Annotated in this window: 5 protein-coding genes; 4 read left to right on the forward strand and 1 reads right to left on the reverse strand. The window is 69.7% G+C overall.

All coding sequences use genetic code 11. The features are described from left to right. Positions 1–85: 85 nt before the first annotated feature. Positions 86–1,528: a glutamate--tRNA ligase gene (gltX, locus tag VF697_RS32535; RefSeq protein ID WP_331101063.1), complete on the reverse strand. Its 1,443-nt coding sequence runs from the start codon at positions 1,526–1,528 to the stop codon at positions 86–88. Between the two features lie 108 nt (positions 1,529–1,636). Here gltX and VF697_RS32540 point away from each other — a divergent pair, with 108 nt between their 5' ends. From VF697_RS32540 to VF697_RS32555, 4 genes are all read left to right on the forward strand, one after another. After that, positions 1,637–2,224 carry a hypothetical protein gene (locus VF697_RS32540; RefSeq protein ID WP_331101065.1) on the forward strand — a complete coding sequence of 196 codons (588 nt, stop codon included), beginning with the start codon at positions 1,637–1,639 and terminating at the stop codon, positions 2,222–2,224. After that, the gene (locus tag VF697_RS32545; RefSeq protein WP_331101071.1) at positions 2,224–3,147 is read left to right on the forward strand and encodes a myxosortase-dependent metalloprotease, MXAN_2677/MXAN_2678 family; all 924 of its coding nucleotides are present in this window, start codon (positions 2,224–2,226) and stop codon (positions 3,145–3,147) included. The genes VF697_RS32540 and VF697_RS32545 overlap by 1 nt, the downstream gene beginning before the upstream one ends. Beyond that, the gene (locus VF697_RS32550) at positions 3,144–4,112 is read left to right on the forward strand and encodes a myxosortase-dependent metalloprotease, MXAN_2677/MXAN_2678 family (protein ID WP_331101067.1); all 969 of its coding nucleotides are present in this window, start codon (positions 3,144–3,146) and stop codon (positions 4,110–4,112) included. The genes VF697_RS32545 and VF697_RS32550 overlap by 4 nt, the downstream gene beginning before the upstream one ends. A gap of 10 nt (positions 4,113–4,122) precedes the next feature. After that, the coding region (locus VF697_RS32555) for an HAD-IB family hydrolase (protein WP_331101069.1) at positions 4,123–4,796 on the forward strand (674 nt) is incomplete at its 3' end.

Genomic DNA, 4,796 nt, shown 5'->3' on the forward strand with positions numbered 1-4,796 from the left:
GGTGGGGAACAATAGGGCCCTGGCGCGAAGGTGTCCACTCCAACCTGGGCCCCCTGGGCGTTCCCCGGCGTCTTCCCCGGCGTCCCTAGCCGAGGCGGGCGAGCGCCGCGTCCAGGCGGTGCAGGGACTCCTCGCGCCCCAACAGCTCGAGCGTCTCGCCGATGCCCGGGCTCACCGTGCCGCCCGTGGCCGCCACGCGCAGCGGCTGGGCCACCTTGCCCATGCCCACCCCGGCCTGCTCGCTCACCTTCTTCACCACCTCGTCCAATGCGGCGGCGCTCCACTGGGGCAGCGTGGCCACCTGCTCGCGCACCAGGGTGAGCAGCGGTTTGGACTCGGCGGTGAGGTGCTTGGCGGCGGCCTTCTCCTCCAGCGCCACGCCGTGCTGGAAGTACTTGAGGGCCGTGTCGGCCATCTCCTGCAGCGTCTTCGCGCGCTCGCGGAAGGCCAGCACCACGCGCTCCAGCCGCGAGTCTCCCTTCTGGAGCTGGACGCCCTTGGCCACCAGGTGGTCCACCAGCGTCTCGGCCACCTTCGCCGGAGGCAGCAGCTTCATCCACTGCTGGTTGAGCCACATCAGCTTGTCCGGGCTCCACACGCCGGAGGTGCTGCCCACCTGCGCGAAGTCGAACCACTCCACCATCTGCTCGCGGCTGATGACCTCGTCGTTGCCGTGGCTCCAGCCCAGGCGGATGACGTAGTTGAGCAGCGCCTCGGGCAGCACGCCGTTCTGCTTGTGCAGCATCACGTCCGCCTCGGGGTGCTTGCGCTTGGAGAGCTTCTGGCGGTCCGGCGCGAGGATGAGGGGGAAGTGGGCGAAGTCGGGCGGCGTCCACCCGAAGGCCTTGTAGAGCATGAGCTGCGGGAAGGTGGAGTTGACGTGCTCCTGCCCGCGACCCACCAGGGTGATGTTCATGGTGTGGTCGTCGATGACGCAGCCGTAGTTGTAGAGGGGGATGCCGTCGGCGCGCATCATCACCCAGTCATCCAGGTCCGAGTACTGCTTGGTGATGGGCCCGAGCACCTTGTCGTCGAACGTCGCCTGGCCCTCGCCGTCGGGCATGCGGAAGCGGATGACGGCGGTGCGGCCCTCGGGGATGTCCTTGCGGTCGCGGCAGGTGCCCTCGTACTTGTAGGTGCCCGGCTTGCCCGTGGCCTTCTCCACCGCGGCGCGGCGCGCGTCGATCTCCTCGCGCGTGCAGTAGCAGCGGTACGCCTTGCCCTCGGCGATGAGCTGGTCCGCGTACTTCTTGTAGAGGTCCAACCGCTGCGTCTGGAAGTAGGGCGCCGAGGGGCCTTCCTTGCCCGGGCCCTCGTCCCAGTCGATGCCCAGCCAGGTGAGGCCGTCGAGGATGGCCTTCACGGACTCGGGGGTGGAGCGCTCCTGGTCCGTGTCCTCGATGCGCAGGATGAAGACGCCGCCCTGGCGCCGCGCGTAGAGGTAGTTGAAGAGGGCGGTACGGGCCCCGCCGATGTGCAGATAACCGGTCGGAGACGGTGCGAAACGGACGCGAGGAACGGAAGCCATGGAGGGGCGCGGATAGCAGGAGCGGGCTTGGATGGTCAACGAGCGGCCGACTTCCCTGCCCGGCGGCCCGCCCAATGCATTAAACTGCCGCGCATCGAGGGCTCTTGCATGACACTTCCCACCGCGTTCCGCGCGCTCCTTTCGGCCGTTTTCCTGCTCTGCCTGCCGGCGGGGGCCACCACGATGCTGCGGGCGGATCTGCCGGAGCTCGCCCGGTCGGCCGACTCCATTGTCCAGGGGACAGTGCGGCGGGTGGAAAGTCGGTGGAGTGGGGATGGCCGCCGAATCGTCACGGATGTGGAAATCCAGGTCTCCGACACCCTCAAGGGACAGGCGGGTGCCACGGTGCTCGTCACCCAGCCGGGGGGGAGGGTGGGGGATATCGGACAGATGGTGAGTGGCCTGGCCTCCTTCACCCAGGGGGAGGAGGTGGTGCTCTTTCTCGAGCGCCGCGGGGCCAAGGCCTTCCGCGTCGTCGGCCTGGCCCAGGGCAAGTACAAGGTGCAGCGCTCGGAGGATGGCACCCGCGCCCTGGCCGTGCCGGAGCCCACCGGGGACACGCTCCTGTTGGATCCGGACACCCGGCAGGCCACCACGTCCTCGGCCCGCACCGTGTCGCTCGCGGAGCTGAAGGCCTCCATCCACACCGCGCTCCAGCAGCAGGCTCCCGTGCGCGCCCAGGAGAAGCGGCCGTGATGCTCGCGCCGATGCTGGTCGCCGCGCTCGTCCTCGGGCAGGGCGACGCCTACGTCCGCAGCCGCGTGAGGGCGAACGACGCGAACGCCCACTGCCTCTTCTGGACGGTGCCTACCCTCAAGTGGCACTTCAGCAGCGCGGGCAATCCCAAGAGCTCGGATGCCCAGAAGCAGAACGAGTTCGCCGCCATCCGCGCCTCCTTCCAGGGCTGGCAGGAGGTCTTCAGCTCTTGTGGCAACCTCCGCTTCGAGGAGGGGCCGCTCGTGGATGACCGCAAGGTGGGCTATGAGGTGAAGGGCGACAACCGCAACCTCGTCCTCTTCCGCTCCCGCCGCTGCGAGGACGTGGCGCCCTCCAACCACGGGTGCTGGGAAGAGGAGACGTGCGGCAACGCGTTCGACTGCTGGGACGGGGATGCGAGCACCATCGCCCTCACGCTCACCACCTACGACGAGAAGTCCGGCATCATCTACGACTCGGACATCCAGTTCAACGCGGCGGGCTACGTCTTCACCACCGTGGACAGGCCGCCCTATCCGGTCTGCTCCCAGCCCGTCACCGTCAACTCCACCAACTGCGTGGCCACCGACGTGCAGAACACCATGACGCACGAGATCGGCCACCTCATCGGGCTGGACCACATCCGGGTGGACGGCTCCACCATGTTCCCGCAGGCGCCCCCGGGTGAGGTGTCCAAGCGCAGCATCGACGAGGGCTCGCATAAATTCGTGTGCGTGACGTACCCGAAGGGCCAGCCCAGTCAGAGCTGCGTCACGCCCTCGCTGGGCACGAGCGGGAGCACGACGTCGCTGGGGCCCCATGGCCTGGGGTGCTCCAGCTCCGGAGCGGAGGCATGGCTGCCCGCGCTGGCGGGCTGGGGCCTGCTCGCGTGGCGCCGCCGTCGCGGAGGCGCTCGCCGGTGAGGCGCTCCCTGTCCTGGCTCGCCCTCGCCGCGCTCGCCCTCGCCGCTCCCGAGGCGCGGGCGCAGACGTACCTGCGCACCCTCGTGCCCGGCCGGCCCTTCTGCGTCCTCTGGAACACCCGGGAGTTCGTGTACCGGCTGGACGCCGCCGGCAGCCGCCGCACGCCCGGAGACACCGAGTTCGCGGCCCTCGAGGCCTCGTTCTCCTCCTGGCGCGCGCTGTCCTCCACCTGCAGCGACTACATCTTCACCCGCGGCCCGGACATCCAGAATCCCACGGTCGGCTACGACAGGGAGAACCGGGACAACAACGAGAACGTCATCACCTTCCGCGAGGCGGACTGCAACGACGTCGTCGAGCCGGAGGATCCGTGCATCAAGGCCGACACCTGTTCCGATGTCCACGGGTGCTGGGACCACGGCGGTGCCATCATCGGGCTGACCACCACCACCTTCAGCTACCGCACCGGCTACATCCTCGACGCGGACATCGAGTTCAACGCCTCGAGCGGGGACGGGCGGGGCTTCCTCTTCACTACCATCGACTCGCCACCGTGTAGCGGGCAGCCCTCCACGGACTGTGTCGCCACGGATCTCCAGAACACGGCGACCCATGAGATTGGCCACGTGGTGGGGCTGGACCACGTGGAAGTGCCCGGCTCCACCATGCAGTCCACCGCATCTCCGGGGGAGACCCACAAGCGCATCATCGACGTGGGCAGCGCCGCGGGCTTCTGCGAGGCCTACCCCCGGGGCCTGCCGCCCACCCAGTGCGGCGAGTCCTCCGACACCGGCCGCCACTTCCAGGCGGTGAGTCGCGGTCCGGGCATGGCCGGCCTGGGCTGTGGTTCCGCTCCGGGGGCGCTCCTCCCCGCGGCGGCGCTCCTGGGCCTTCTGACCTTCCGTCGTCGGCGCGCGCGGGCGAGCAGGGGGAGCGGCTCCGCTTCCCGCGCGCCGCTCGGGTGAGGGGACGCTCATGACCATCGCGTTCTTCGACCTGGACAAGACGCTGCTCGCGGTGAACTCGGGCGCCCTGTGGATTCGCCGCGAGTTCGAGCAGGGCCACATCACCCGGCTTCAGGCGCTGCGCGCCAGCTACTGGCTCGCCCGCTACCACCTGGGCTTCGTCTCCATGCAGGACGCGCTGGTGCAGGCCATCTCCCATCTCCAGGGCACGGGCGAGCAGCACGTGCGCGAGCGCACCGTCCTCTTCTACGAGGGGCATGTCCGCTCGCAGTTCCGCCCCGGGGCCCTGCGCGCCGTGGAGGAGCACCGCGCGGCCGGGGACAAGCTCGTCCTGCTCACCTCGTCCTCGGGCTACCTGTCCGAGTTGGTGGCCCGCGACCTGGGGCTGGACGCCATCCTCTGCAACCGCTTCGAGGTGGATGCCTCGGGCGTGCACACCGGCCGGCCCCTGGGCGAGGTGTGCTTCGGCGAGGGCAAGCGCTACTACGCGCAGGCCTGTGCCTCCGAGAGCGGTGTCCCGCTGTCCTCGTGCGCCTTCTACACGGACTCGTACTCGGACCTGCCGGTGATGGAGGTGGTGGGTCGCCCCGTCGCCGTCCACCCGGATCGCCGCCTGCGGCGCGAGGCCCTGCGCCGCGGCTGGCCCGTGGTGGACTGGGGCGTGCCGAGCGTCGCCCCCGTGCT

This window comes from Archangium sp. (assembly GCF_036388035.1).
Classification (GTDB): domain Bacteria; phylum Myxococcota; class Myxococcia; order Myxococcales; family Myxococcaceae; genus Archangium.